The sequence below is a fragment of the Pedobacter frigidisoli genome (assembly GCF_032678525.1).
GTDB lineage: Bacteria > Bacteroidota > Bacteroidia > Sphingobacteriales > Sphingobacteriaceae > Pedobacter > Pedobacter frigidisoli_A.
This window is the reverse complement of sequence record NZ_JAVTSE010000004.1, coordinates 199,003-225,175: the sequence shown is the minus strand read 5'-3', so window position 1 is coordinate 225,175 and position 26,173 is coordinate 199,003. Positions and strand designations below refer to the sequence as shown.

General features: G+C 40.9%; 12 protein-coding genes. 6 read left to right on the top strand and 6 right to left on the bottom strand.

Annotated elements, in window-relative coordinates; genetic code table 11:
* Positions 1–276: 276 nt before the first annotated feature.
* Both R2Q80_RS12850 and R2Q80_RS12845 read right to left on the bottom strand, forming a co-directional pair.
* Positions 277–3,150 carry a DNA gyrase/topoisomerase IV subunit A gene (locus tag R2Q80_RS12850; RefSeq protein WP_316799988.1) on the bottom strand — a complete coding sequence of 958 codons (2,874 nt, stop codon included), beginning with the start codon at positions 3,148–3,150 and terminating at the stop codon, positions 277–279.
* Between the two features lie 92 nt (positions 3,151–3,242).
* Complete coding sequence (locus R2Q80_RS12845) at positions 3,243–3,731, bottom strand: cytidine deaminase (RefSeq protein WP_316799987.1); 489 nt, start codon at positions 3,729–3,731, stop codon at positions 3,243–3,245.
* A 145-nt stretch (positions 3,732–3,876) separates the two neighbouring features.
* Here R2Q80_RS12845 and R2Q80_RS12840 point away from each other — a divergent pair, with 145 nt between their 5' ends.
* From R2Q80_RS12840 to R2Q80_RS12830, 3 genes are read left to right on the top strand one after another with little or no spacing between them, the layout of a single operon-like run.
* Positions 3,877–8,874 carry a translocation/assembly module TamB domain-containing protein gene (locus tag R2Q80_RS12840; protein WP_316799986.1) on the top strand — a complete coding sequence of 1,666 codons (4,998 nt, stop codon included), beginning with the start codon at positions 3,877–3,879 and terminating at the stop codon, positions 8,872–8,874.
* Positions 8,858–11,158 carry a BamA/TamA family outer membrane protein gene (locus R2Q80_RS12835; RefSeq protein WP_316799985.1) on the top strand — a complete coding sequence of 767 codons (2,301 nt, stop codon included), beginning with the start codon at positions 8,858–8,860 and terminating at the stop codon, positions 11,156–11,158. Before R2Q80_RS12840 ends, R2Q80_RS12835 begins: the two co-directional genes overlap by 17 nt.
* An 8-nt stretch (positions 11,159–11,166) precedes the next feature.
* Positions 11,167–12,195: a YihY/virulence factor BrkB family protein gene (locus tag R2Q80_RS12830; protein ID WP_047798675.1), complete on the top strand. Its 1,029-nt coding sequence runs from the start codon at positions 11,167–11,169 to the stop codon at positions 12,193–12,195.
* A gap of 41 nt (positions 12,196–12,236) precedes the next feature.
* Here R2Q80_RS12830 and R2Q80_RS12825 read toward each other — a convergent pair whose 3' ends face one another.
* Together R2Q80_RS12825 and R2Q80_RS12820 are read right to left on the bottom strand one after the other, a co-directional pair.
* Positions 12,237–14,378, bottom strand: a complete 2,142-nt coding sequence (locus R2Q80_RS12825) for an ATP-binding protein (RefSeq protein WP_316799984.1) — start codon at positions 14,376–14,378, stop codon at positions 12,237–12,239.
* A gap of 40 nt (positions 14,379–14,418) precedes the next feature.
* Positions 14,419–16,287, bottom strand: coding sequence for a DNA topoisomerase IV subunit B (locus tag R2Q80_RS12820; protein WP_047798676.1), 1,869 nt, complete (start codon positions 16,285–16,287; stop codon positions 14,419–14,421).
* Between the two features lie 327 nt (positions 16,288–16,614).
* Between R2Q80_RS12820 and R2Q80_RS12815 the strand changes: the two genes are divergently transcribed.
* Together R2Q80_RS12815 and R2Q80_RS12810 are read left to right on the top strand one after the other, a co-directional pair.
* Positions 16,615–17,952 (top strand): APC family permease, encoded by a 1,338-nt coding sequence (locus tag R2Q80_RS12815; RefSeq protein ID WP_316799983.1) that lies wholly within the window; start codon positions 16,615–16,617, stop codon positions 17,950–17,952.
* Between the two features lie 69 nt (positions 17,953–18,021).
* Positions 18,022–19,356 carry an MFS transporter gene (locus R2Q80_RS12810; RefSeq protein ID WP_316799982.1) on the top strand — a complete coding sequence of 445 codons (1,335 nt, stop codon included), beginning with the start codon at positions 18,022–18,024 and terminating at the stop codon, positions 19,354–19,356.
* A 47-nt stretch (positions 19,357–19,403) separates the two neighbouring features.
* Here the strand turns inward: R2Q80_RS12810 and R2Q80_RS12805 are convergent, their stop codons facing one another.
* Together R2Q80_RS12805 and R2Q80_RS12800 are read right to left on the bottom strand one after the other, a co-directional pair.
* The gene (locus tag R2Q80_RS12805; RefSeq protein WP_316799981.1) at positions 19,404–21,119 is read right to left on the bottom strand and encodes a RagB/SusD family nutrient uptake outer membrane protein; all 1,716 of its coding nucleotides are present in this window, start codon (positions 21,117–21,119) and stop codon (positions 19,404–19,406) included.
* Between the two features lie 13 nt (positions 21,120–21,132).
* Positions 21,133–24,360 (bottom strand): TonB-dependent receptor, encoded by a 3,228-nt coding sequence (locus R2Q80_RS12800; protein WP_316799980.1) that lies wholly within the window; start codon positions 24,358–24,360, stop codon positions 21,133–21,135.
* A 491-nt stretch (positions 24,361–24,851) separates the two neighbouring features.
* Here R2Q80_RS12800 and R2Q80_RS12795 point away from each other — a divergent pair, with 491 nt between their 5' ends.
* Entirely contained in the window at positions 24,852–26,159 is a 1,308-nt protein-coding gene (locus R2Q80_RS12795; protein ID WP_047798680.1) for a DEAD/DEAH box helicase, read from the top strand.
* The last annotated feature ends 14 nt before the right edge of the window (positions 26,160–26,173 follow it).

The window sequence follows — 26,173 nt, the reverse complement described above, 5'->3', positions numbered from 1 at the left end:
TGCATTCAAAGTTGATGGCTGAAGGTTTGACGGGTAGAGGGTAAACCCTTTGCCTTATTACCTTTCTAACTTTTACCTTAAAATGGGTATAATCTCAGCCTTTCGATTGCAAAAGAAATTGCGGATTTGAAAAGCACCCCTTTGAGTGAGGCAAATATAGTTTTTAAATTGAAAGATTTGAATTTTTATTCAAATTGCTTGTCTTGCTATGGCACTGTGAGGCACAGTTTTGTTTCCAGATGGCCGGAACAAACGGTGTCTCACAATGCAAAGCTTTTAAAACAAGCCTAACTGTCCTTTGTCATCAATCTCGATGTCATCCGGATTGGTGATTTCAAAATCAACCTTCTTAACAGCAGTATCGGCGATTTTTGATTTTGCCTCCTCTTTAGGAACTTCCTTTTTTACAGTTTTGGATACCGGTTCAGCTGCTGATTCTTGTTTCACCGGTAACTGGTCCTCAGGCAAAATTTCAGCTTTACGCTCAAATTTTGGCTTTGGCTTTTCTTCAATGGGTTTTTCGGTCTTCTCTGGTTCTATATTAACTTCAGCAGGTACTTCGACGTTTTCGTCCATTCTGACATCTTCTGTTTCATCCAGGTTTTCACTATCTTCTCCGCCATCGTTACCTTCTACATCTTCTGTGTCTTCTATTTCCGGTTCCTCGAGTACAACCTTTTTTACGTCGTGGGGCGATAAACGATTACCATTTGCTTTTAAACCTTTCACATCAATTAGCTCAGCCAAAACCAGATCAAGCGTTTCAGGAGTTTGGGTTTTACCTTTTAACACATCAACTATCACTTTTGCCAAAGGATTAGCGGTTAGAAAAAGTAACTTCGATTTAGGCTCTTCGCTAATAAAAATGACTTTTTTACCATTTGACTGAAGCTCAAAAACAAACCGTTTGATAAAATAATTCTGGGCCTTTCCATCAAAATGAATGGCAGCGAAAGTTTTTTCAGGATCAAACTTCTGGATCAGCAGTAAGTTATCATCAAAATGATTACTCAATTCAAAAGAACTCAGTTCATAGTAACCATCTTTATGGACCTGTAAGATGCGGTCATCTCCATCAAATTCACCCAGGTATTTACCCCGGCCATCAACGTTCAGTCTCTTCAATAAATCATCATACCAGATTTTAAGTCCTGAAAGTGTAGATACACCTTTGGTCTTTAAGATAATTTTCTTCACCGGATACTTCGAAATGATATTACCCTGCGAACCCCGCCCTTTAATGGCTACCTCTGCAAAATCCTGGTCGAATTGCAGTTTACGCAACTTTGAGTGCGGTTTTAATGCCACATTTACCACTTCTGCCTCTCCATTTGGATTGGCAGTGAAGTATAGTACCTTGGAACCTTTAGATCCCTTAGTCAAGTCATATTCTTTATCACGGGTTACGCCAACCACGGCGAAGCGTTTAATGTAAGATGTGCCGGAAGCGCCATCCTTATAAATCATGTTGTAAATGGTCCGCTCATCATTTTTCTTGAATACCTGTGCATGGATAATCCCCTTACCTACAAAGGTTTTATCGGCAACTTTTGTGATCATGCACTTGCCATCCTCACGGAAAACAATTACCTCGTCAATGTCCGAGCAGTCAGCAATAAACTCGTCCTTTCTCAAACCCGTTCCGATGAAACCATCCTCGCGGTTAACATATAGCTTAACGTTTGCCAATGCCACTTTAGAAGCTTCAACCCTGTCAAATAGCCTGATCTCGGTTCTACGCTCTCTCCCCTTACCATATTTATCTTTCAGCTTCTGGTACCAGGCAATGGCATAATCGGTAAGATGCTTCAGGTGATTTTTCACTACCTTGATTTCATCTTCCAGGTTTTTCATTTGTTCATCAGCCTTCTTTACATCAAAGCGGGTAATGCTACTCATCGGCTTATCGATCAGTTTCTTGAAATCTTCAGGAAGTATTTCGCGATAGAGTGTCGGTTTGAAAGGTTCGAACAATAAATGTAAAACCTCAACTACCGTATCAAAGTTGGCGGAGTTTTCATATTCAGGATTTTTATACATTCCCTCCTGAATAAATATTTTTAAAAGGGAACTGAAGAAAATCTTTTCCTGTAACTCGTGTAAACGAATCTCCAGTTCTTTTTTTAATAATGCTTTGGTATGCTTTGTATTTTCAATCAGGATATCGTTCACACTCATAAAGTGTGGTTTATCGCCCTGGATAATACAAGTATTGGGAGAAATAGAAACCTCACAGGCTGTAAAAGCATACAAGGCATCGATGGTTACATCGGGCGAAATACCTGGCGCCAGATGCACGATAATTTCGACACTTGCTGCAGTGCTATCCTCAATTTTTTTAATTTTGATTTTGCCCTTGTCGTTAGCAGCCAGAATGCTGTCGATAACAGAGCTGGTAGTGGTGCTGTAAGGAACTTCTGTAATCACCAAAGTCTTTTTATCTTTTTCGGTGATTTTAGCACGAACACGGATTTTGCCTCCCCGCTGTCCCTCATTATAATTTGAGAAGTCGGCAGCGCCTCCGGTAAAGAAATCGGGTAAAATATTCGGGCGGCTGCCTTTTAGCACCTCAATCGACGCATCTAAAAGTTCTATAAAGTTATGGGGCATTACTTTCGTTGCCAAACCAACGGCAATACCCTCTGCTCCCTGCGCCAGTAATAGTGGAAACTTTACGGGTAAGGTAATTGGTTCATTATTCCGCCCGTCATAACTCAGCTGCCACTCTGTAGTATCAGGATTAAACACCACCTCATTTGCAAACTTTGATAAGCGGGCTTCAATATAACGTGGAGCAGCTGCACTGTCGCCAGTGATGGGATCGCCCCAGTTTCCCTGCATATCGATCAGCAAATCTTTCTGGCCTATCTGAACCATCGCATCCCCAATTGAAGCATCCCCATGTGGGTGGTACTTCATCGTATTACCAATCACGTTTGCTGCTTTGTTGAAACGGCCATCATCCATCTCTTTAAGAGAATGCATAATCCTCCGCTGAACAGGCTTTAGTCCGTCATTAATGTGAGGAACGGCACGATCCAGAATTACATAAGACGCATAATCGAGGAACCAGTTTTCATACAATCCATTGATAGGTGTGATAGTGTGCTTTTGTTCTCCGTTTAGGTTTTGGTCTGTTTCTTCACTCATCTATTTACAAAAATTGGCAGCTGTAAATATAATAAAAATGAAGCCACACTGTAAAAACAGGTTATTCACATTTAAACCCTCATAACTGATATCTAACGCTCCAACCGATCTTCTACAAATGCAAATGGCATTAAACTCTTTACGCTGGGCACTTTCAATATTTCACCATTCAGGCAATAGAAAATAACTTCAATCGGCGATGACTGCTTCCTTTCAAACTCGACCATTACCTGCAAACAACCTCCACAGGAGGTAACAGGCTTTAGTATTTCAAAATGATCTGTTTGTGCCGTAATGGCCATGCTTTCGATAAATGCGTCCGGATAAGTTGCGCCAATAGAAAAAAGCGCAACACGTTCGGCGCATAGGCCGGATGGATAGGCCAGATTTTCCTGGTTACTTCCCAAAATGACTTGTCCTGATTTTAGCCGGATGGCCGTACCGACCCTAAACTTCGAATAAGGAGAGTAGGATCCTGACAAAGCCTGTTCAGATTGTTCGCATAGAGACCGGTCTTTGTCATTGAGTTCAGCTATATCATTATATTGTTCGAAGCTTATATTAAGATCTAATACTTTCATTTTGAATATTTTCTAAAACCGCTAATGTTAAATTTCTATGGCGGGCGAACAATTTAGGTTATTTTTTGTATTAATTATAAAATCTGCCCTAAAATTATTTAGTGGCATGCATTTGGCATTTTACAACCACCAAACATGATCAGCTTTGAATAGATACGTACGTAAAGGTTTAAAAATTCTACTCTGGATTATCGCCTCCATCATTATCTTAGTAGTGGGTGTTGCCCTCTCATTGAACATTCCTGCAGTGCAAAACTTTGTTAAAAACAAAGCAATAAACTATCTTAAAACAAAAACTAAGACGGAAATAAGCCTGGAAAGCATCAAAATCGCTCTTCCAAAAGATGTTGTTTTAAACAAATTTTATATTGAAGATTTAAAGGGAGATACCCTGCTGTATGCAGAAAAACTCGCTGTAGACATTAGCCTGTTTAAGTTGCTTAAGAATACGGTTGAAGTTAACAATATTGAACTGAAAAACATCAGGGCAAATGTTAAGCGTATAAGTCCAGATACCACTTTCAACTTTTCTTTTCTCATGAATGCCTTTATGAGCGAACAGAAAAAGCCAGAAGAGAAAGTGGATAAGGACACTACCTCAACACTGAAATTTTCTATTGATAAAATATCCTTCGAAGATATTGGTCTTACTTATCGCGACGATGTAGCAGGGAATAACGTCAAGGTATACATTGGCGCCTTTAAAACTAAATTGAAAACATTTGATTTAGCAAATCAGCATTACGTGATTAAGGAACTGGCATTAAACAACACCTCCCTTAAATATCTCCAGCAAAAGCCATTGGTAGAACTCGTTCAGCATGTTACTAACAGTGTGGACAGTAGCCAGAAAGAAACAGGCAAACTACCATTGATCGAAGTCGAGAACTTTGCCTTCAATAACGTGAAGGTTAATTACGATGATCAGGTTTCAACGACAAAAGCCATTGCCGATGTAAATGAACTTGGTGTAGTAAACTTAAAAGTAGATTTAACCAACAGTAAATATACGGTTGATGACGCCAAGCTGAATAAATCAAATATTCTTTTTGCCTTTAAACCAGCACCCAGTAATGATTTAAAGAAAGTTAAGGATACAGTCGTTCCAGAACAGTCGCCTTTGGGATTAGTGATCAAAAACATCAGCCTGGCAGACAACAATGTGCAATTCGATAACCTTGGAGCAAAGGCTGCTCCAAAAGGAATGGATTTCAATCATTTAAAGATTACAGAACTGAACTTCGGTGCCGGAGATGTAAGTTATAGCGCTGCAGGAATAAAAGCGATTATAAAAAATGGTTCACTTAAAGAAAAAAGCGGTTTTGCTTTGAATGAGTTAAAAGGAAATGCCATTTATAATGATAAACAGATTAAGCTGACGAATTTCGTTTTAAAAACGCCAAATACAACTATAGAGAACGCTACAGAGCTGAATTTCACATCCATGGATGATTTAACAAAACATCCTGAACGCGTAAAGCTTGCAATAAGTTTAAAAAACACTACGATAGGCTTGAAAGATGCAGGCTATTTTAGTGATGCCGTTCCGGCAAATTACCGAAATGAGAAGATTAAAATTAATGCAGAATTAAATGGGTATTTAAACAATCTGAACATCCCCCGTCTGCAAATCAACGGATTAAAAAATACGCAGATCGACATTAATGGTACGGCAAAAGGTTTGCCTGACGTCAATAAGACTTTCCTCGATCTGAACATTAAAAAACTCTACGTTACCAAAAGCGATATTCTGGTGGCTGTGCCCAAAAAATCATTACCGCCAAGCATTGAACTTCCTAATGTAATTAACGCAAAAGGAAAGTTTAAAGGCTCAATGACCGATTTCAATACCAACATGAATATCCAGACGGATATGGGTGGAGCTGTTTTAAATGCTGCAATGAAAGGTCCGAAAGGTAAAGAAAGCTACAAAGCAGACGTAACTTTGAATAATTTCAACGTTGGCCGGTTATTGAAAATGCAGCCGAAGTTAGGCCGTATATCTGTTAAAGCCAACGTCGCAGGAACGGGTCTGGATCCGAAGAAAATAAATGCCAAATTCAATGCACGGGTTTTGAGTGCATACTACAATAAATACACTTACCGGAATTTAAACCTTTCCGGTACTTATGCCAACCAGAATGTTGCCATCAAAGGTAACATGCCAGATAGCAATGCAAATTTCAGTTTAGATGCCAAAGCAAGTCTCGCCGGTAAATACCCTGCAGTTAAAGCCGATTTAAACCTGAAACAACTGAATTTGCAAGCCTTAAATTTTAGCCCCACTGTTTTAAGTGCGGCAGGGGTAATAAAGGCTGACTTAACAACTGCTGATGCTGACTATCTGAATGGTTCGGTTGATATTACAGGCTTACAATTGGTGAAAGATGCCCAAAGAATAAATGTGGATACCATCTCTCTACGCGCAAAATCGACTGCTACTGAAAATGAACTCACCTTAAAATCAGAAATTCTATCTGCTAAAATTGATGGTAAATATCAGTTAACGAAAGTTGGAAGTGCCATCATCAACGAAATTAATAAGTATTATGCCTTTGGAACGGTAGAAAAGATTCCAGATCAGCGAATGAGGTTCTTTGTACAGGTGTATGATTCAAAATTGCTGAAACAATTTGTGCCTGAATTAACTGTTTTTAAATCATCACAGTTTTACGGGTTAATCGACACACAAAAAGATAGTCTGCAGATTAAAGGTAACTTCCCACAGGTGGTTTACGGCGATTTTAAAGTGGATACCACTGTGTTGAATATCAACAATGATAACAACAAGCTTGACTACGGGCTAACCGTTAAAAGTTTGCAGAGCCCTTCCATTGCGCTGTTTAATACAGAGATTAGTGGTGATGCGGCCAACAATGTATTGGGTGTGAATGTTTTTCTTCGCGACAGACAACGTAAGAACAAATACGTTATTGGCGGTACATTCCAATCTATAAACAAAGATTTTAAGTTTAGCCTGGATCCTCAGAAACTTTTGCTTGATTATCAGAAATGGGTAGTTTCACAGGATAACTATATTCAGTTCGGGCAATCCGGAATACTGGTAAATCAGTTCCAGATCAGTAACAGCGGTCAGTCGCTGTCCATCAACAGTAATCCTTCGCAACCCAATGCACCTTTAAGCGTTGAGTTTAAGGATTTTCAACTGGAAACGTTAACGAAGTTTGCGGAAACAGATACAACCCTGGTTGGGGGCCGTTTAAATGGTACTGCCAATGTTAAAGATCTGGCCAGCACACCAAAGTTTGAAGCCAATTTGACCGTTGATCAGCTCCGCTACCAGAAAGATCAACTGGGCACTTTACGCGTGGCCGTTAATAACAATACCGAAAATGCTTTCGAGGTAAATGTTGCGTTAAGCGGTGTGCACGAATTGAGGGTAAATGGGTTTTACTATACTGCACCGCAAAGTGCACTCGATTTAACAGTCAATATTGACAAAATCGAGATGAAAAATATCGAGAGCCTGTCGCAGGGTCAACTTAAAAATGGTACGGGAACGCTTACGGGAGCTTTGAGTGTGAAAGGTGCTTTGACTGCACCGAAAATATTGGGCGACCTGACTTTCAATAACGCAGGTATTAAAGTGGCCTACGTAAACTCATACTTCCGGATGCCAAACGAGAAAATTTCATTCACCAATGAGGGAATCAGTTTTAATAATTTCACTTTAATTGACTCTTTAAATCAAAAGGCTACCATTAACGGCAAAGTATACACTACCGACTTTAAAAATTACCGCTTTGGCCTGGATATCAACATGAATAATTTCAGGGCGATAAACTCTACTGCCGCAGATAATGAAATGATCTACGGAACAGTATTTTTAACCAGTAACATCAAAGTTAGGGGAGATTTGAACCAGCCGGATGTGAATATGAGCATCAATGTGAATAAAGGAACGAAGTTTTTCTTTGCGCTGCCTGCTAACGATCCGGCGGTAATTGATCAGGAAGGAATTGTTCAGTTTATTGATGCAGATGCACCTCCGTTTAATGGCCAGAAGGCGCTAAAAGTTGACAGTATCACTAAATCACCTGTTAAAGGAATCAATCTGGTAGCAGCTGTAAAAATCGATCCTGAAGCTGAATTAAATGTAGTGGTAGATCCTGCTAATGGTGATGCATTGAACATCAAGGGGGATGCAGACCTGAATGCTACGATGGATCCAAGCGGGAAGATCAGTTTAACAGGTCGCTACGAAGTGGTTGATGGCTCGTATAACCTGTCTGTTGGTCCGCTAGGGAAAAAAGCATTCAAAATTGTAAAAGGTAGTACGATTATCTGGACAGGTGAACCTACAGAAGCTAATGTAAACCTATCGGCAATGTATGAGGTTAACGCTGCGCCTATCGACTTACTGAACCAACCAGATCTTGTACAGGCAAAAACAAAAATGCCATTTCAGGTATACCTGATGATGAAAGGCGAATTGCTAAAACCAATTATTTCCTTTAAAATAGATTTACCGGAAAACGAAAGGGCTACAGAGATCGGAAGTTTGGCCTATACCCGCTTACAAAATGTTAACCGTGATGAAAGTGAACTAAACAAGCAGGTGTTTGCTTTACTAGCTTTAAACCGCTTCATTGCCAATAACCCATTCGAAAGCTTATCCGGAGGTGGCGGGGGCGTTTCAACACTCGCCCGTTCAAGTGTGAGTAAGTTATTGACTGAACAGCTCAATAACCTCACCTCAGATTTAATCCAGGGTGTTGACCTGAATTTTGGGGTGAATTCATCTGAAGATTACTCTACCGGATCATTACAGCAAAAAACAGATCTTGAAGTTGGTTTATCTAAAAAATTATTGAATGACAGGCTAACTGTGACGGTGGGAAGCTCATTTGCTTTAGAAGGCCCACAGGCTCCCGGCGAGAAATCGACTGATATTGCAGGAAATGTAAATGTAGAATATGCATTATCATCTGATGGAAGGTACCGGTTAAGGGCCTACAGGAGAAACCAAAACGACGTAATTGTACAGGGACAAATTATTGAAACCGGTTTAGGATTTACCCTCGTTGTAGATTACAACAAATTCAAAGAGATATTTCAGAAAAAACGAAACAGAAGAACGAGAAACATTGAACAGAAAGCACAAAATGAGAAAACTAATTAGACCTATTTTATTTGTATTGGCCTGTTTAGTTTACGCGGGCTGTAGCAGTACGAAATCCCTGAAACCAGGGCAAATATTGTACACCGGCGCTGAGGTTAAAATTAATCCCGACTCTTCGGGTAAAATTGATGATGAGAAACAAGTTAAAGCTGATTTGAAAAGCAAAACCAGGCCTCGTCCCAACAACAAACTGAAGCTGGCCATTTACAATTTTGCCGGAGAACCTAAAAAACCAAAAGGTTTGAGGAACTGGATCAGGAAAAAAGGTGAAGCCCCTGTGCTTTTAAGTGAAGTGAAACTGAAGTATAACAATGACGTGCTGACCAGCTATCTGCTTAGTGAGGGTTACCTGCAGGCTGTGGTAACTGGCGATACGGTAGTGAAGGACAGGAAAGGTAAAGCCATATATACGGCTGTTACCGGCGAAAGATATAAAATCAATAAGGTAACCTTCCCACCCGATTCAGGTGTATTAACCCGGATCATCAATACCAATAAAGATAAAACCTTATTAAAGGTGGGCGATTTTTATGACCTCGATGTTTATAAAAATGAGCGGATCAGGATCGACAATGATTTAAAAGAGAGCGGATACTTTTATTTCAGCCCAGATTATTTAATTATGCAGGTTGACAGCACGATTGGTAAAAATCTGGTAAATGTGACCATTAAAGTCAAAGACATTGCTCCTGATGCAGGATTGAAGCCTTACACCATCAAAAATATCAATATCTACCCTAACTATTCCATCAGACGGGATAGTATACTACGGAGACTGAAACCATTAGCGTACAATGATTTCAATATCTACGATGACCGCAATACTTTTAAACCCAGACTGTTCGACCGCCTGGTTTTCTTCCAAAAAGGAGAACTATACAACCGTAAAGACCACAATCAATCCCTAAACAGAATGGTAAACGTGGGCGCCTTTCAGGATGTACGGGCAGAATTCTTACCTGTTGACAGTTTCAGGAACAATCAACTAGATCTAAATATCTACCTTACACCTTTAAAAAAGAATTCCCTCACATTTTCTGTTACCGGAACCAGCAAGTCGAATAATTTTGTAGGTTCGGAAGTTAAAGTAACTCAAACCACCAGAAATCTTTTTAGGGGAGCCGAACAACTGGACGTAAGTGTTAGCGGCGGTTTTGAAACACAAACCAGGGGTACCTCTTTGGGTAAAAACTCTCTTTCGTTAACGGCAGAAGGAAAGCTGACTTTCCCTAGGTTTATTGTTCCATTCTACAAGCCAAACAGCACAAACGCATTTATACCCAAAACAATTGCATCACTATCCTATCAGATGCTGAACCGGGGTTCGGAATACACACTACATGCTTTTAAAGGGGAGTTTGGATACAACTTCAAAGAAAACCAGTATAAAGAGCATAATTTCAACCCCATTTCGGTAAGCTATATTTCGACTGGTTTTCCTGATTCAAACGTTAGGGATAGCTTGTTTCGTGTAAATCCATTGCTTAGAACTACACTTGAAAATCAGCTAATCATTGGTAGCAACTATAACTTTACCTATACCAACCAAATGGAAACCAATCGAAGAAACAATACTTACTTCTATGGTGCGGTTGAAACTGGTGGAAATTTATGGGGTACGTTTGTGCCAAAAGATGATAATGGTCAGAAATCTATCTTCAATGTTCCCTTATCACAGTTTGTACGACTAGAAGCGGACTTAAGAGATTACTATAAAATTACCAGAAATGTAACCTGGGCCAACCGCTTAAACCTTGGCTATGGCTACGCCTATGGAAACAGTACCTCACTGCCATTTGTAAGGCAGTTCTTTGCAGGGGGAAGTAATGATATCCGTGCCTTTCCGGCGAGGACATTAGGCCCGGGGACGTATAAAGTACCTGACGATGCTATTTTTGCCGATCAGGGGGGAGATATCAAACTGATGCTCAACTCCGAACTACGATTCAAAATAGTAAGTATTTTATACGGCGCATTATTTGTTGACGCCGGAAACGTTTGGTTGCGTAAAGAAGATACTGGCATCCCAGGTACTACAAACACAGGCAGACCTGGTTCCGAATTTAAGTTAAAAAATGCTTTGAACGAACTTGCAGTTGGTACAGGAGCGGGTGTACGTGTTGATGCCACCATTTTTGTGATCCGTTTAGATGTTGCGTTCCCTGTGCGTAAGCCCTATTTAGCTGAAGGGCAACGCTGGGTTTTCGATAATATCGCTTTCGGTAATAAAGACTGGAGAAAAGAGAATTTAATTTTTAATATCGGTATTGGATACCCTTTCTAAATTAGTTAATGAAGTTAATCAACAAGATCAAAAGTTTCTTTATAGCCCTTTACCACCTCTTTTTAGCGGCGGGTAAAGGCTTTGCCGAAGACAGGATTACAAAACTCAGTGCTTCACTTGCTTACTATACCATTTTCTCGCTTACGCCACTCATCGTCATTGTTTTATCAGCCGCCACATTGTTTTTCGGAGATAAGATGAATCATGATACAAGAAACAAATTTTTTGCTCAGGTAAATGATATGGTGGGTCCGGATGCCACCACTCAACTTCAGGGATTTGTAGACCATGCCAACAAATCCGGTCAGTCAACTATCGGTTTAATTATCGGTATTGCAACACTGATTATCGGATCTACCGCCATATTTATTGAAATTCAGGACAGTATCAACATGATCTGGAAAGTTAAGGCCATTCCTAAAAAAGGCTGGTTGAAAATGTTAACCAACCGGCTTCTATCCTTTTCCCTTATCGTTTCAATGGGCTTTTTGTTACTGGTTTCGCTTGTAGTTAACAGCCTCGTGGTGGGCTTAGGCGATAAACTGATAGCACTTTTATCAAAAACTGAAATCGATAAGGTCGTCCCGGTGGCCGACGATACAATGGCCCTGATTATCTATATTCTAAATAACGTCATTACCCTCGCTGCAGTTACCGCTGTATTTACCGTCATTTTTAAAGTATTACCTGATGTAAATATCAAATGGAAATCAGCAATCCTGGGTGCGCTTTTCACTGCTGTACTATTTAGTCTGGGCAAGTACCTGATTGGAATTTATATCGAAAAGGGCAATCCGGGGTCTGCATTTGGAGCCGCCAGCTCAATTATCGTGATTCTCCTGTGGATTTATTATACCTCCATTATTCTATACTTTGGAGCGGAATTTACCCAGGCCTATGCTGAAAAATACGATGGAGGCATATCTCCAAGCAAATATGCTGTATTTACTAAGATCACCATTGTAGAAAAAAAGGTAGATGTACTACCACCTCAACATCCGGAAGATACTATTCATGCACCTAAAGGTGAAGCATAAATTATTGGCAGAAATTAATAAAAGCAACTCCCGTAATGTTTTTACTTTATAAACCGTGATATCTTTTCTAAGAGTTCTTGTTCAAGGAATGGCTTTAGCACCAGCTCATTCATTCCTGATGCCAGATACCTTTCCCGGTCTTCCTGCATTACATTGGCGGTAACACCCAGAACCGGGACATTCCGTTTAGCCAAATTAGCAGAATTCCGGATTTTTTGAGTCAACTCCATTCCACCCATTTCCGGCATCTGGATATCCGTAAGGACGAGATCATATTCATTTTCGTTGAAAAGATCCAGTGCTTCTTTTCCATTATAGGCAACATCGAAAGCAATTTTATGTTTCTTCAAAATGGTGCTTGCCAGTAAAATATTTAGCGCATTGTCATCTGCCAGGAGAATCTTTCTGCCAGCTAAAATTTGTTCCTCAGCACCTGTCTTTAGAGCACCTGATTGTTCGGTTTCCGGTTTCTTCGTCTTCTGATAAGTGACTTCAAAAGAAAATGTAGATCCTTTTTTTTCAGCACTTTCAACACTAATGTTTCCTCCTTGAAATTCGATAATTTTTTTACAAATCGCCAGACCGAGCCCCGTCCCCTGCTGTTTCTCTTTGGTGGAAGAGTAGTAAACCTGTGCAAACTCATCAAAAATAATCCGCTGATCTAATGGGTTTATACCAATGCCGGTGTCAGCAATACTTACTTTAAGTTGTGCCTCGTTGTATTCGTTTAAAAATAAACGGCCGCTAAGACTTATGCTGCCTTTGCCCGTAAACTTGATTGCGTTGCTCAAAAGATTCATCACCACTTGCTTAAGCCTGAGCGGGTCTCCGATAACATAAACGTCACTATCTATGTCCAGATTCATGGTGAACTCTAGTTTTTTCTTAACAGCCTGTATTCTCATGCTATCAAAAACATCCTTAATGGCGTGGTATGGAGAAAATGGAATTTGCTCCAGAATAACTTTCCCCGTTTCATATTTCGAAAAGTCGAGAATATCGTTTACTACATCGAGCAGCATAACAGATGAATTCCTAATGGCGCCTACCTGCTCCTTTTGCACAGCTTTCAGCTCTGTTTGCGTCAGCTGTTCTGAGAACCCGACAATTGAATTTAATGGTGTGCGTATTTCGTGGCTCATATTCGCCAGAAATCTGCTTTTGGAAAGTGCATACAGTGCAGCCTTATTGCTATAATTCACGAGGGCTTTTTCGTTCCTGTACAGATGAAACACCATATAAAATACGAAACCGAGTAAGCCAACAGCCAGGGAAAGTAATGCCAGCGTAAACCGGTCAAGGTTTTCAACAGTACCGTAGGTATTTTCGTTAATGAGTTGCTGAATGGTGGAATAGTATTCTTGCTCATTCAACCTGTACTGTTTGAGGCCATTTACAATGGAGGTGATGAGGCGATGATTTACATCAAGCAATTGTTTTTCTTTATCCTTGAGCTGTTGATTGAGTTTGTAGAGCCTTAGATAGTAAGCATTGATGGTTTTGAGTTGTAAATTATTGTAAGCCACATTCAAAGACGAGGTATCGGCAGAAATAGCTGTCTTGACCAGAGTCGACGTCGAACTATCTACTCCTTTTACATCCCTGGCATTAATGGCATCAAAAATCCTGGCGAAAATCTTCTTTCGGGCCTGTCCGGCTTTGCCTGCCCTAATGGTATCGATTTTAACAATGCTCTTAAATTGTCTTGCGGTAAATATTCTTCCCTTTGGCTCTGTTTTACTTACATCCTGATTAATATGGGCAGAAAAGTTAATCAGGCTATCCGATAACTTCCTTAAAAATATGAACTGGGCTGTTCTGATTTTCTTCTGTTTGATCAGTGCAGCAAAGTTGTCTGGAGAAAAAGCACTTTCCTTTAGATTATCATGTTCAATTGAATCCATAATCAACGACACTGCTCTGATCTCATCAACAAACTGATTATAGTAAATCCTCTTTGCACTTACCACATACATTCTGCAGCTATTCTCTGCATTATAAAGTTTAAAAATGCAGCTGTCAAGTCTGGTAAAGTCATTCTGAACATGGACAATCCTGGTTGCTGATTTTAATATTGGTATTTTAGAGAAGTTGATGAATAACCCTGCGGTTATTCCAAAGGTGGCCAATATTAAAAATACGATCAGTAAATACTTTGCTGCAGAACTTTTTGTGGATTTCAAAGGTGTTGATTTAATTTTCGGATTACATCAACGCCGGATTTTAGGCTACTTCATCAATAATTTTAGGTTCTTCATTCACTTCGTCTTTTTCAATTCGGAGGTTTTTGATGATGTGTTGCTGTCTGTCGGGTGTGTTTTTTCCCATATAGTATTCCAGCAAACCTTTAATGGTCTGATCTTTTAAAATAACAGGATCGAGCCTGATATCTTTTCCGATAAACAAACCGAATTCATCCGGAGATATTTCCCCTAACCCCTTAAAACGAGTAATTTCAGGTTTGTTCCCTAATTTCTCGATAGCATTCCGGCGTTCTTCATCACTATAACAATAAATGGTTTCTTTCTTATTTCTAACCCTGAATAAGGGTGTTTGTAAAATGTAAACGTGTCCTGCTTTTACTAAATCAGGAAAAAACTGCAGAAAGAATGTCATCATCAGCAACCTGATGTGCATCCCATCAACGTCTGCATCCGTCGCAATCACAATGTTATTGTAATGCAGGCCATCCAGGCCGTCTTCGATGTTTAATGCATGTTGTAAAAGGTTAAATTCTTCGTTTTCATACACCACCTTTTTAGTAAGTTCATAACAGTTAAGCGGCTTACCCTTTAAGCTGAAAACTGCCTGGCAATCTACATCACGTGATTTGGTAATGGAACCAGATGCAGAATCACCTTCAGTAATAAACAAAGTTGTTTCATAACGTTTCTCGTGGGTAGAATTGAAATGAACTTTACAGTCGCGCAGCTTTTTATTATGCAACGATGCCTTTTTTGCCCTGTCGTTAGCCAGTTTTTTAATGCCGGCAATATCTTTACGCTCACGCTCGGATTGCATGATCCTTTTTAACAGTGCATCTGCAACATCAGGATTTTTATGCAGGTAATCATCAAGTTCTTTCTTCACGAAATCATTGATAAACGTGGCAACTGACGGCCCGTCCGGCCCCATATTCTGGGAGCCAAGCTTGGTTTTGGTCTGCGATTCAAATACCGGTTCCTGAACGCGAACTGAGATCGCTGCGATGATGGATGAACGTACATCCGAAGCATCAAACTCCTTCTTAAAAAATTCGCGTACAGTTTTTACCACTGCAGCCCTGAAAGCCGCCTGGTGAGTTCCTCCCTGGGTGGTATGCTGTCCGTTAACAAATGAGTGGTAATCTTCACCGTATTGCTGACCGTGAGTCATGGCAATTTCAATGTCACTACCGATCATGTGTATGATCGGGTAACGAATTTCTTCAGGCTTGTTAAATTTGGAAAGCAGGTCGTATAAACCCCTTTCCGAAAAATATTTCTGGTTATTAAAATTTACGGTCAGTCCGGTATTCAGGAAAACATAATTCCACACCATACTTTCTACAAAATCCGGAATGTAATGGTAGTTTCTGAAAATCGTTTCGTCGGGATAAAAAGTAATGGCTGTACCATTTCGCTGTGTAGTATCGATAACAGGTTGCTCATTTACAATCTCTCCTTTTGAAAACTCTACCTTTTTTGTTTTACCATCACGGTATGATTGTACCGTAAAACTGGTGGATAGCGCATTTACTGCTTTTGTACCCACACCATTCAGTCCTACTGATTTCTGAAAGGCATTACTATCGTATTTACCACCGGTATTTATTTTGCTCACGCAGTCAATAACTTTCCCCAAAGGTATCCCGCGGCCATAATCGCGAACATTTATCTTTTGTTCAGAAACTGTAATTTCGATGGTTTTTCCAGTGCCCATCACAAACTCATCGATAGAGTTATCTACAATTTCCTTTAACAAAACATAAATACCATCATCCTGGGCCGACCCATCACCAAGTTTACCGATATACATACCGGGACGTAGTCTGATGTGTTCTTTCCAGTCTAATGATCGAATACTGTCGTCGTTATAAATTACTTCTGCCATAAATTTTGTTATTTGCTGTCAGGTTGATTGAACTCCGGTTTTCACACAAAGCAGCTGTACCGAGGGATGTTCGGGGAAAGCTTTAACGATCAACATGACAAGTATTTAGGGATGATTTGTTATTGAAAATCCAGAAAACATTTAAATTATGATCCGAATTATCTAATAGCAAAAAATTATTATACAATAATAGATTTATTCTGCGAGGCTAGCAAATGAAAATTTCAACAAAAATGAACCGGTAACAAATTCCAGATGGAAGCACAGCAGCATCTCACATCTTCTATATTTTAGCTATCTTCAACCTTTATTTGAAATTCACGTTTAATGCAACAGAAAAAGCAACTTTCGCTATTTGATTTGTCTATGATTGTAGTCAGCCTGGTCATTGGAATGGGTATATTCCGCACTCCGGTTAATGTGGCTGCAAAAGCACAAATCCCTGAGTTGTTTTATCTGGCCTGGTTCATCGGTGGGTTTGTTGCATTTTGTGGCGCACTAACCTATGCTGAAATTGGCTCGCGGTACCCGGTTACCGGTGGATACTATAAAATTTTCTCAAAGGCCTACCACCCTTCTATCGCTTTTGCGATAAATTGTATCGTTCTAATTTCAAGTGCAGCCTCAGTCGCCGCCATCTCAATCATCGGTGCAGAATACCTCAGTAAAATTATTCTTCCGGCAGCAATGCAGAATGAGACCTATCGAGTGATCATAGCCATTTCAACTATTCTGATCTTTTATTTCATCAACCTGCTGGGATTAAAGGCCAGTTCGAAAACACAGAATGTGCTCACCATCATTAAAATTGTCCTGATATTAACGTTGATCTGTGCAGTATTTTTCGCGGGACAGGTTCAGTCAGACACCCCTGTCTTTAAAACCACAAACGGTTTATTGCCGGGATGGGCCGATTATGGAAAAGCCCTGGGCTTATGTTTAATTGCCGTTTCATTCTCTTATGCCGGCTACGCCCAAACCATTAACTTTGGCGGAGAGGTTAAAGAAGCTAAGAAGGTTATTCCACGTTCCATTATTATCGGACTTACCATTATCGTAGCGCTATACATGGTACTTAATTATGTGTATGTAAAGGTTATTGGCTTCGAAGAGCTAAAAACTGCCGAAAGCATTGCGGCGATTCTCGCCTCAAAAATCTTCGGTCCCGCCGGGTTTAACATGCTTTCGGTCATCATCTTCATTTCAGTGATGGGATACGTAAATGTTAATCTGCTAAGTAACCCCAGGGCGATGTTCGCCATGGGCGAAGAAGGAGCGCTTCCGAAAATCTTCAGTAAAATGAACACAAAAACCGAGGTGATTACCTGGAGTTTAACCGTTTTTGCAATCGTAGCCGTAGTTATCATTTTCTTTGCCAAAACCTTTGACAAGATTTTGAACTACACTATTTTTCTCGAAAGCATTAGCATGGCAAGTTCGGCAGCAACTATTTTCATTTTGAGAAAACGCACTGCCCATCTTGATAAAAAAACAATTTATACGGTTCCGTTATACCCTATATTGCCAATCATATTTATTGCTGCCTACACTTTTGTTGCTTTTAGTATTTATGCCGATGACCCAAATGCAGCATTAAATGGATTATATATATTTATTGGGTTTCTGTTAATCTATTTCATTGCGAAATTGTTTAAAAAGAAATAATTTAAAGACTGAAAAGCAACACTATACTTTATGGTGTAATGCTTTTTAGTTTAATTAGTGAGATCATCAATGAACAAAACACTCTCAGGAAAACAAAAGATCGCTTACGCCGCAGGAATGATGGGCTGGAGTATCATGACGAATATTATCATCGTGATGTTACCCTATTTCTACCTGCCGCCAAACAATTCCGGCCTAACTCCCCTTGTACCACAACTGTTGTTATTTGGTGCTTTCAACTTACTCTCTATTATTGCTGCTTCAGGAAGGCTTATTGATGCGATATACGATCCGTTTATTGCTTCAGTAAGTGATAGAAGTAATAATCCCAAAGGAAGACGTTTCCCTATTATGAAGTGGGCTATTCTGCCTGCAGTGGTGTGCTGCTGCCTGGTATTCCATCCCTGGGTAAAGGGCGAAAGTGTACATAATGCCTGGTGGCTTACAGTGGCCCTGGCAGGCTTTTTCATATCAGTTACGACCTATATTATCCCTTACAATGCATTGCTGGCTGAACTAACACATACAACCGAAGAAAAAGTAAAGCTTTCGACTCTGCAACAGGTGGGCTTTGTAATGGGGATGATCCTGGGTGCCCTGATCAATAACTTCGCGGATTTGATTCAAAGTGGATTTCATGTGGCCAGCCGCTTCGAGGCCTTGCAATACACCATCATCGCCTTAAGTGTTTTCTCAGGTTTAGTGATGATTATGCCAATTTTATTTATCAGCGAGCGGGAACATGTAAAAACTAAACCCTCACACATCCCCTTGTTGCCGGCCATAAAAAGTACCTTCCGGAATGCGAACTTTAAATATTATCTGATTTCTGATTTTACGTATTACACCGCATTAAGTATCATGTCGAGTGGACTGTTGTATTTTGTAACCGTACTGCTTGGCTTACCCGATTCTGACGGGGGTAAATTTATGGGCTTAATGGTTTTATTGTCGCTTTTGTTTTATCCTTTTATCAATTACGGCTCAAAGAAATTTGGTAAAAAGCGACTTGTACTTTTCGCCTTCGGAATATTAAGTCTGATTTTCGTGACCATATTCTTTTTAGGCAAATTACCTTTCGCACCTGCTAACCAGATGTATATTCTGGTTGTCTTCGCTTCGTTTCCGTTAGCGGCACTCGGTATTCTTCCGAATGCGATTTTAGCTGATATTGCACAAAAAGACACTTTAGAAAGTGGAGAAAACCACGAAGGAATGTTTTTCGCAGTCAAATATTTGTTCGTGAAACTAGGTCAAACAATTGGCATAGCTGTTTTTGCCATGCTCACCATTTATGGTAAAGATCCGGGAAACGATTATGGTTTAAGGCTAAACGGCATCGTGGGTTTTTCACTCTGCATCATAGCCCTTTTATTTTTCAGCAGATTTAAAGAAGAGCAATAAAAAAGGCAGAACCCGTAAAGGTTCTGCCTGATTACATCCTGGTTGATTTAGTAGCCCGGACTTTGTTTTAAAGTTCCGTTACTCCTGTCAATCTGATCCTGAGGAAGCGGAAAATGTTCATCTCTTGTTTCGATAACAAGTCCCTTCAGGTAGTCAAAATAATTACCTTCAAATGCAAAGTAGCTTTCGAGTGTTTGTTTGGCCACACCCCAACGTACTAAGTCAAAAAAGCGGTGTCCTTCCATAGCCAGCTCCAGCCTACGCTCAAAACGAACAGCGGTACGTGCATAATCGGCATTTGGAAAAGAGGGATAAGGGCTTACTTTATATGCCGCTGCAGGAGTTCCGTTAATCGTTGCCGGGGTTATTTTTGCGGCACGCTGCCGAACGGCATTCACCAGGGTTAAGGCCCTTGGCAAATCACCTGTTTCCACGGCGCATTCCGCGGCCATCAGGTAAATATCACCCAGGCGTATCAGGTTAACATTTAATCCGGTAACATTCGTCATTCCCGGTCCTGTACCCGAGGCAATCTGTGCCGCCTCAATAGAATTTTTAACCGCCACAAACGGACCGCCGCTACTCACATCTCTGATCCAGCTGTCTCCAGCCATGATTCCCCAGTCGCGGTAAGGGACACCCCGTCTGCCGATGGTTGATTCAATCCTGGGATCAAGCGCCAAAGTTTTGTCGACCTGATAGTTTGTTTTTTGCGTAGCTGTTAAACCAAAATCAGAAACATAAGGGTTGGTACGGTAGCTGCCGTCTAGTAACGGAAGCCCCGCAGCATTAACTTTAAATGCATTGGCTAAGTCGATTGTAGGCTGAAAAAATCCGCAGCAGTTGATGGGTGTAACGCTTCCATAAGGAAAGTTTAACATATCGCCCACATTTCCGTTTTCACCCCCGGTACCATCGGTACCAACAGAATGCTCCACTACTACAATAGATTCCGGACCGTCTTCTTTAGTGATGTCGAAATTATCGCTATAGGGCAGCGTTGTCAGATCTGGTTTAGCCAGAATGACTGCATTCAGTAGAGTATAGGCTTCTGCATAACGCTTCTGATAAAGCAGCACTTTTCCCAGATAGGCCTGGGCTGCATATTTATCCATACGCCCTTTTTGATTCTTCGGTTTGGTTGTACTCAGGTTGGCAACGGCAAACTGTAAATCTTCAATGATGTTCGGATAAATATCTTTGTCATTTGGGACAAAGGTACCTGCAGTGGCTTCTGTAACATAAGGAACCACCTTAAATACCCTAACCAGAAAAAAGTAATAATGTGCCCGTAGCAACCTCGCTTCTCCCTGGATCTCTTTTGCCCTTGCATCGGCAAATTTGCTCCCCCCCTTGCCAGATTGTAAGTCGGCCAGGATTTTAAGGGTATTGTTACAACGTTGAACCCCTTCAAAACATCTGTTGTAGAGATTGGAAAGGTTATCATTTGTACTGGTAGGGGAATGCTGCTCAATGGCATTCATATTGGGCTGATCGCCTACACTACTACCCTTGTGTGCATTATCCGAAGCCACCTCACCGAAAAGCCATTGGCTTGGTGCGGCTCCATAATTACCCCAGGTGCCATTAATATTGCCATTCAGCAATCCGTAAGCACCAACCAGTAAACCCTCCACCCCATCCTGGGTAGTCAATTGCTCTGCTGTGAGTTCGGCTTGCGGGTTGAGCGAAAGGAAATCTTTCTTGCAGGATACAAAGCTCAGTATCAGCAGGAACAGGAAAGTATTTTTGATATGTTTCATCTTGTCTCTTTGATTAAAATCCAACATTAATACCTAATAAAAATTGTCTCGGCGATGGATATACGCCCTGATCAACACCAGGAGCGGTGAAAGTATCTGTGATTTGTGTAACTTCAGGATCTAAGCCGGTATATTTTGTGATGGTAAATAAGTTACTGGCAGAAGCATAAATTCTGAAACGGCTTATTCCTGATTTTGTTCCAAAAACTTTAGACGGGATCGTGTAGCCTAACTGTACATTTTTAAGCCTCACGAAACTGCCATTCTGGATGTAATAGCTTGAAGAAGCAAACTCCACATCAGAAGCACCAGCATAGGCAGATGGGATATTACTGGACCTGTTGGTAGGGCTCCATGCATCTAACAAGCGCGTACTCTTTGCACCATCAAACGATGGAAAGTCGGTGAAATAACGTGTCGCCTCGAATATGTCATTACCCTGTACACCATATATAAATGCCGAGATATCGAAATTTTTATAAGATGCGTTGAGGTTAACCCCATAATTAAAGTCGGGATTCGGGTCGCCAATAATCGTTCGGTCTTTAGGATCAATGATACCATCTCCGTTAACATCCAGGTAGCGTAATCCACCTACACGGGCACCAGCATAAGACGGCCCGGCCTGAACTTCTGCTGTACTTTGATAAATGCCGTTCGTTTTATACCCGTAGAAAGAACCGAAAGCTGCTCCTTCCTGTAATACACTCGTTTGTAAACTTCTGTAGTTACCATATACCTGATTAAAGATACCGGGTGCAAGTCTGTCGATTTTATTGATGTTCCTTGAAAAATTTAAACCTACATCAAATTTCAAGGGTGAATCTGCTTTGCGTCCGTGATGATAAGCGACATTAAATTCAATCCCCTTGTTACTCATGTCACCAATATTTACAAAGGGTGCACTGCCACCGCCAACAACACTTACCGGCAGAGGGAGATTATAGAGCATGTCTGTTGTTTTTTTACTATACGCATCGATTGATCCATCAAATCTGCCATCAAGAATAGTGAAATCCAAACCAACATTTAATGCCTTTAAAGATTCCCATTTTACGTCAGCATTTTGATAGGCATTTTGCCAAACCCCCGTGGTTAAGGTGTTTCCTCCGCCAACTGCATAGGCGGCATTAATGATGGAACTCTGATATCTGTTGATATATTGATAAGGTGGTATTCGCTGGTTTCCGGTTTGGCCATAGCCTACACGAAGTTTCAAATCACTCACCCATTTGGCGTTTTTCAGAAAGGCTTCCTCAGAAAGTCTCCAGGCTACACTTCCAGCAGGATAGAATCCATATTTATTTGATGGGCCAAAGTTTGAGGAACCATCTCTACGGAGCGTAAAACTGGCCAGGTAGCGATCGTTAAAGGAGTAATCTACCTTTGTAAACAGCGAGAAAAGAGAACCTATCGAGCCGGTACTGGAATTACTGATATTCGAAGAACCTGTATTCAGGTAGTAGTAATCAAGATCACCCAGTAAAAAGAAATCATTTCTTGCTGCATTCAGTTGTCTCGACCTCGAGCGGATGGCCTCGGTACCGGCTAATACGGTTAAACGATGTTTTTCAGCAAATGTAGCGGTATAGTTTAGTGTATTTGTCCATGTCCACTCTGTATTGTAACCCTGGTATTCGCTGAGGTTATTTGAATTATTTCCTTCGGAAAATTCGAGATTCGGATAACGCATCGATAAACCGTTATAGTTTTCGTACCGTATCCCGAAATTTGTTCTCAATACGAGGCCTTTTATAATGTCACCTTCGGCAAAAATATTTCCGAAGAAAAAATTATTCTTATTCACATTGTCTTTAGCCCGGTACAGTACCGCCAGTGGATTCTCCGCATTACCAAGCTGGCTTCCCCGGCTGCCTGCGAAATTTCCATTAATGTCGTAAACAGGTATAATGGTCGGTATACGATAAGCCCAGCCAAGTGCACTACCCTGATCCTGGTAACTTCCAGGTGTGTTTGGATTTACTCCAAAACCGTAACCTTCCGAATAGCTGTACTGTGCATTTTCTCCAAACCTTACGCGTTTATTGAAAGCGTTGACAGTTGTATTTGACCTGAAGTTATATCGTTTAAAGCCAGTATACTCGATTGTACCTTTCTGGTTAAGATAACCAGCCGAAAGGGAGTAGGTGGCATTATCAGATCCGCCGGTAGCACCCAGCTGATAATTTTGAATCGGTGCAGCTTTGGTAATCTCATCGAACCAGTTGGTTCCTGCTTTATTGGCCCGGGTGATCTGGTAAAATAAAGAAGGGTCTCTGCTATAGTTATATTTAGAAGGATCGGCATCTGCGGCAGTAACATCCTGTCCCAAAACTGAACCCGCAACCAGGTACTCTGGCAATACCGGAGTTGTTCCTGAACCATAATTACGTCCCGCTGCAATTGCTTTACCTGCATTGGTATAACTATCAAAAACATACTGGGCGTATTGTTGTGGATTCATCATTTCCGGGAAGCTACCTTTGCGCGGCGCTTGAGTGCCATAATATGAATCAACCGAAATTTTCGGAACACCTGAAATTCCTTTTTTGGTTGTAATGATCACTACACCATTATTTGCCCGCGAGCCATATATTGATGCCGAAGAAGCATCTTTCAGCACTTGCAAACTTTCAATATCATTCTGGTTGAGCCAGGAAAGTTTGCCTTCAAACGGAACGCCATCAATCACGTAAAGTGGCTCATTATTGTTAATGGTACTCGTTCCACGAATCCTGATTTGGGGGGTGGATCCTGGGGCACCATCATTTATGATGGAAACACCTGTAGCTTTCCCCTGCAAGGCTTCAACGGCACTCGCTGCTGGTTGTGCTTTTAATAAGCCCATATCCACCACAGCGACCGCACCCGTTAAATCCTTTTTGCGTTGTGAAGAATAACCGGTAACAACGATTTCCGTTAAATCGTTATTCTCTGCATTCAAAACAATGGCAAGGTTGGTCTGGTTGCCTACAGTTACTTCTTTAGCGGTGTAGCCAATGAAAGATACGACGAGCACATCACTGGATTTCGCACTCAATGTAAAGCTTCCGTTTGCATCGGTGCTGGTTCCCCCCACCCCGTTTTTGATTTTAATAGTCGCCCCGACAACAGGCTGTTTATCGTCGCTTGCAATTACCTTACCCGTGATTTTGGTCTGGGCATTGGCACCGACCGCAAATAGCACGGCCAGTAGCCAGAGGAAAAGTTTCCTCTGAACAAAAGATTGGTTTTGATTCATAAGATTAATTGATTAGTTAAGGAAATAGAGCTGGTTACAAAACCTGCAACCACAGTTTATTTTTCCGGTTTAGCTTAAATCAAGGACAGCCGCTCAGCGAATGAGGCTTCAGCTTGCTAAACAACAGTACATTTATCCGGGAAATATTTAAGAAACAGGAAAGAAAGCCTACAAGGTTAAGTAGAATATTTTTCATAACAGGAAGTGTATATTTGGTTAGATTAATACAATTACAAATTAAACCTACAAAATAATATAGTAAAATCCTACACAAAAAATAAAATTGTACCGGGCTATACAGTTTGAAGGCTTGTAATGTGCAAATACCACGCAAACCGGTACAATATTTTTTTGTTCCCTTAATAAAGCTTACCTTTGCACCGAAGCAGGAATAAGGGCTTGCCATTCCAAATGGCATATTCTCTCCGCAAGTTAGTCCTTCAACAATTGATTGTTCTAGCTTCTTCGATAAATATTACAAAGAAAAATACATGTTATTCAAAGAATTAAACCTCATAGAGCCTATATTAAAGGCGCTTGAGAATGAAGGTTATACACAACCAACGCCTATACAGGAGCAATCCATTCCAACGATATTAAAAGGTAAAGATTTACTGGGTTGCGCGCAAACAGGAACGGGTAAAACTGCTGCCTTTGCCATCCCGATGTTGCAGTTACTGCACGAAAAACACATTAATACTAAAGCCAATAAAAACATTAAGGCTTTGGTTTTAACGCCAACGCGCGAGCTTGCCATTCAAATCGAAGAAAGCTTTAAAGCCTATGGCCGTCACTTAAACTTGCGTCACCTGGTAATTTTCGGTGGAGTAAACCAACACTCACAGGTTGAAGCCCTGAAAAAAGGGGTCGATATCCTGGTAGCCACCCCGGGGCGTTTACTGGATCTAATGAACCAGGGCTTTATCAATTTAAATACGATTGAGCTTTTCGTACTGGATGAAGCAGACAGGATGCTGGATATGGGATTTATCCACGATGTAAAAAGAACGGTCGCTAAATTACCCGCTATCCGCCAAACCTTGTTTTTCTCGGCTACCATGCCAGATGAAATCCAGAAACTGGCGAATACCATTCTTTCCAATCCGACAAAAGTTGAGGTTACCCCAATTTCCTCAACCGCAGAAACGATTGTACAGTCTGTTTATTTTGTTGATAAGCCGGATAAGAAGAAACTTTTAATCCACTTGCTGGAGGATAAAGATATCCAGACCGCGCTGGTATTTACGCGCACGAAACATGGCGCAGACAGAATTGTGAAGGATTTAGCGCACGCCGGTATTAAAGCTGCGGCTATTCACGGAAATAAATCCCAAAATGCCCGCCAACGCGCCTTAACTGATTTTAAAGACCGTAAAATCCGTGTTCTGGTGGCTACTGATATTGCTGCCCGCGGTATTGATATAGACCAGTTATCACACGTATTCAATTACGAGTTGCCAAACATTCCTGAATCTTATGTACACAGGATTGGCCGTACTGGTCGTGCGGGTGCAAACGGAATAGCTATTTCCTTTTGCGATGCGGAGGAAAATGAATATTTACTGGATATCCAGAAACTGATCAAAATTACTTTACCTGTGGTTGATGACCATCCTTACCCGTTAACCTGGGAAAGCATGCTGGCAAAAAATCAGGTTAAACGCAAACCTCAGGCACAATCGAAAGGCGGTGGTGGAGGCAGAAAAGGAGGCGGCGATGGAAACATGAGCGGAAAGCCCCGTAATGCCAGCAACAACAGAAGGTTTGGTGGAAACAGAAGTAAAGCTAAGAAAGCATAAAAACTAAAGCAGTA

Bases quoted from the DNA above. Each gene is read 5' to 3' on its own strand.
- R2Q80_RS12850 (WP_316799988.1), bottom strand. From the start codon at position 3,150: ATGAGTGAAGAAACAGACCAAAACCTAAACGGAGAACAAAAGCACACT.
- R2Q80_RS12845 (WP_316799987.1), bottom strand. From the start codon at position 3,731: ATGAAAGTATTAGATCTTAATATAAGCTTCGAACAATATAATGATATA.
- R2Q80_RS12835 (WP_316799985.1), top strand. From the start codon at position 8,858: ATGAGAAAACTAATTAGACCTATTTTATTTGTATTGGCCTGTTTAGTT.
- R2Q80_RS12830 (WP_047798675.1), top strand. From the start codon at position 11,167: ATGAAGTTAATCAACAAGATCAAAAGTTTCTTTATAGCCCTTTACCAC.
- R2Q80_RS12820 (WP_047798676.1), bottom strand. From the start codon at position 16,287: ATGGCAGAAGTAATTTATAACGACGACAGTATTCGATCATTAGACTGG.
- R2Q80_RS12815 (WP_316799983.1), top strand. From the start codon at position 16,615: ATGCAACAGAAAAAGCAACTTTCGCTATTTGATTTGTCTATGATTGTA.
- R2Q80_RS12810 (WP_316799982.1), top strand. From the start codon at position 18,022: ATGAACAAAACACTCTCAGGAAAACAAAAGATCGCTTACGCCGCAGGA.
- R2Q80_RS12805 (WP_316799981.1), bottom strand. From the start codon at position 21,119: ATGAAACATATCAAAAATACTTTCCTGTTCCTGCTGATACTGAGCTTT.
- R2Q80_RS12800 (WP_316799980.1), bottom strand. From the start codon at position 24,360: ATGAATCAAAACCAATCTTTTGTTCAGAGGAAACTTTTCCTCTGGCTA.
- R2Q80_RS12795 (WP_047798680.1), top strand. From the start codon at position 24,852: ATGTTATTCAAAGAATTAAACCTCATAGAGCCTATATTAAAGGCGCTT.